Genomic DNA, 3,180 nt, shown 5'->3' with positions numbered 1-3,180 from the left:
TGCATATGACGGAGTATTCGGCCAGTGATCGCGGAGAGTATTCGGCCACTTGAAGAGAGATATTTTCTGTAAGTGGATTGTAACATAAAGTGGCCGGATAGTGATTAGTCGATCATCTGAATTTCTTATTCATATTCCTTATTCGGTTTGTTGAGAGTGGAGTAAATTTTACGCATTGAATCTCCTTTAATCTCGATTCGGTGAGATGAGTGAACGACACGGTCGAGAATAGCATCGGCAATGGTATTGTTGTTGAGATAGGCATGCCAATCTGAGACGCTCAGCTGAGACGTGATAATCGTCGAATTGATCTGAGTGCGGTCTTCGATAATTTCAAACAAGTTGGTGGCATCGTCTTCATGTATGGTGGATACTCCGAAATCATCCAGTACCAATAGGTGAAACCGGGAGTATTTTTTGAGCAGATTGGTATAGGTTCCGTCAATGCGTGAAATTCGTATCTCCTCAAGCAGTGTCGGTGTACGGATATAATAGACCCTGAATCCATCCATGATGGCACGGTTTGCGAATGCCTGAGCGAGATAACTTTTGCCTGTTCCGGTCTCTCCGGTCATGATAACGTTCTGATGGTTGCGGATGAAGTTCAAGTTAGCCAGAGAGTGAATGAATGCTTTATCGAGGCACCGTTTAGGATCGAAATCGATCTCTTCAATAGCAGCATGTTTCTCTTTGATTTTAGAGAGCTTTCGGTTCATAGTGATTGCTTTGTTGCGTAGATAGAGACTTTGCGCATCAAGGAGCTGATAGAGCCGCTCTTCAAACGCGAGGGTCTGATAATTGACATCCTCGCTTTGACGCCCATAGGCCTCTTTCAGTCCGTGAAGACCAAGCTGGGTGATTTTTTCCATAAGGTGTGAATGGTGCATGATAGTTTCCTTTTGTCCGTTTGTTTTTTGTTTTTGTCGTGTAATGCTTACTGATACTCTTGGGCATTACGCAGATTTTTGTGGGTGTTGAGAACACTCGGTATCGCATGGATGTTGTTGGCGCTTTTACCGAGATAGAGCTTTTTATCCAGAATCGATTTGATCGATTTCGTCTTCAGTGTCTGTTTGTCCAGTGCGAACATCAGCGCTAGTTCAAGCTCTGCTTTGCCATGCAGTTTTGCAAGAGAGAGGACCGCAATGATGGGGCGGAATGCCTGCGCTTCATATTCGGCAGATGCAAACCGTGCCGCCACAAACGCTACAGCATTAGTGCCTATGGCAGCTGCCCAGTGACGCAAGCGATCAGGATTCATCTTTTCATGTACCCACTGATGAGATTCGGGCATATGTTCCTTAAAGGTAGAGACATCACCGATACGGCGAAGTCGTGGATGATTGGCGATAAGGGTGTTGTTGTGATAGATTTTTACGCTGTGTGAATCGTAATGGAGATCGACAAGCTCTTTGACATAGCCGTAGGGGACGGAGTAATTGCATTTATCCAAAGTGATATGGTAATCTTGGTTCACCCGAGCCACTTTGAACTCTTTGTAGCTGTAACGGTTCGCAGGAAGCGGTTTCAGGTGGGGTTTGTCCAGGGTCTCAAACATCTGTGTGCGGCTTTGCTCCAGATGTTTCACAATCTTGTTGTTGTAATCATCCAACAGTGGTGCAATGGCTTCATTGAGCTCATCGACACTGTAAAACTTCCGATGACGGAAACGGGCTAAGATGTAGCGCTGAATCCCCTGAACCCCTTGTTCTACTTTCGGTTTGTCTTTGGGTTTATAGGGACGTGCCGGCTCGATTGCCATATTGTAATGGCGGGCAAGATCGGCGTATCCCTCATTGATAACGATCTCTCCATTGGAGTGGGTAATGACAGCTGATTTAAGATTATCGCTCACCACGATTCGGGGAACACCCCCAAAGTACCGATACGCCAACACATGGGCTTGAAAGAAATCTTCTTGTTTTTGAGACGGTGTTGCATGGGCAAACGTGTAGCCGCTGGCGCCAAGAACCGCGATAAAAACCTGAGATTTTTCCATCTCACCGGTTTGAACATCGTAAATCGGCATCGTCAGACCGCTGTAATCGACAAAGACCTTTTCCCCTCCCAGATGTACCTGCCGCATCGAAAGATTGAGCTTATTGACATACTTTTTGTAAAGAACCCGAAACTGAGTATACTCATAGCCATCGGGATAGGCTTCTTTGTACTCTTCCCACAACAGCATCAAGGTCACTTTGGTGTGTTTACGCTGCTTGAGCTCGTGGTGAAGGTAAACCATATCGGGGAGAGGTTTTTTGGGAGGGAGCGAGCTTTTTTGCTCGGGGAAAAGCTTCGATTGAAGCAGATCATCTTTCATGGTACCAATCTCATCGATCGATAACCCTGATGATTTGAAGCGTTTGACGTAGTCTTGGACGGTTGTTCTTGGAACCCCTGCCGCTCTATGGGTTTGACGGGATGATAAATTCATCCCTATATGAAGTCGTAACACTTCACGTACTTTTTTCATCTGTATCTTCCTCATCGACACTCCCGTTTTTAAACGGCAGTGTAGTCAATTCAGAAAATACCTCCCATAACTCAAAGAAACCGTGACGTTTTTTTACAAAAAGTGGCCGGATTATGACCGTTTTTGCTGGCCGAATCGCTCCGTCACGGGTGGCCGGATAAAAACGTCACACATGGCCGAATTGCTCCGTTTTTTGCACTAAATAACAAAGCATAGGAGCAGAACATGCTAGTAAATAAGTCAGCAGCATTTGTTGCCAATTCCACAAATATAACTATTGAGATCACTCAATTAAAGAACAACAAAACCACTCAAGTTGATGCTTATACATTGTTGCATCTTCTCGAACACAACAATACCGTGCAGAGTAGATATTGTCATAAATGCAACATGAACATAAGTTATGATCCCACAAACTTTCATTTGTATTCAAATCCGCAAGTTGTCAATACTTATCTCACTCAGGGATTTGACCGCGAGTTAAAAGAATATCTCTTGAAGAATTTCAAAAATATTGATAATGCTTCAAATATATCATCGGTGACTAAAACCATCCTTCACGCAAACGATACAATAAATACCCATATACCAAGGATATCGTCCAAAAACACTCTTACTGACCGCAGCTTCGAAAGATATTTGTCTTCCCTTACAAGCGACGACCTGTTGTTTCTCTACAACAAGCGAATAAAAATGGAAGCGCAAAT

General features: G+C 44.2%; 3 protein-coding genes. 1 reads left to right on the top strand and 2 read right to left on the bottom strand.

Annotated elements, in window-relative coordinates; all coding sequences use genetic code 11:
- Nucleotides 1–125: 125 nt before the first annotated feature.
- On the bottom strand, nucleotides 126–887 hold the full coding sequence (gene istB / locus JHC35_RS07965) for an IS21-like element helper ATPase IstB (protein ID WP_295043935.1): 762 nt from the start codon (nucleotides 885–887) through the stop codon (nucleotides 126–128).
- A gap of 47 nt (nucleotides 888–934) precedes the next feature.
- Entirely contained in the window at nucleotides 935–2,473 is a 1,539-nt protein-coding gene (gene istA / locus JHC35_RS07960; RefSeq protein ID WP_295043933.1) for an IS21 family transposase, read from the bottom strand.
- A 225-nt stretch (nucleotides 2,474–2,698) separates the two neighbouring features.
- On the opposite strand from istA, the gene JHC35_RS07955 reads away from it, so the two are divergent.
- The coding region (locus JHC35_RS07955) for a hypothetical protein (protein ID WP_295043930.1) at nucleotides 2,699–3,180 on the top strand (482 nt) is incomplete at its 3' end.

Origin of the sequence: Sulfuricurvum sp. (genome assembly GCF_022759005.1) — a bacterium.
GTDB lineage: Bacteria > Campylobacterota > Campylobacteria > Campylobacterales > Sulfurimonadaceae > Sulfuricurvum.
Note: the sequence above shows the minus strand (reverse complement) of the source record. Positions and strands in the feature narration are given on the sequence as shown.

Bases quoted from the DNA above. Each gene is read 5' to 3' on its own strand.
- istB (WP_295043935.1), bottom strand. From the start codon at position 887: ATGCACCATTCACACCTTATGGAAAAAATCACCCAGCTTGGTCTTCAC.
- istA (WP_295043933.1), bottom strand. From the start codon at position 2,473: ATGAAAAAAGTACGTGAAGTGTTACGACTTCATATAGGGATGAATTTA.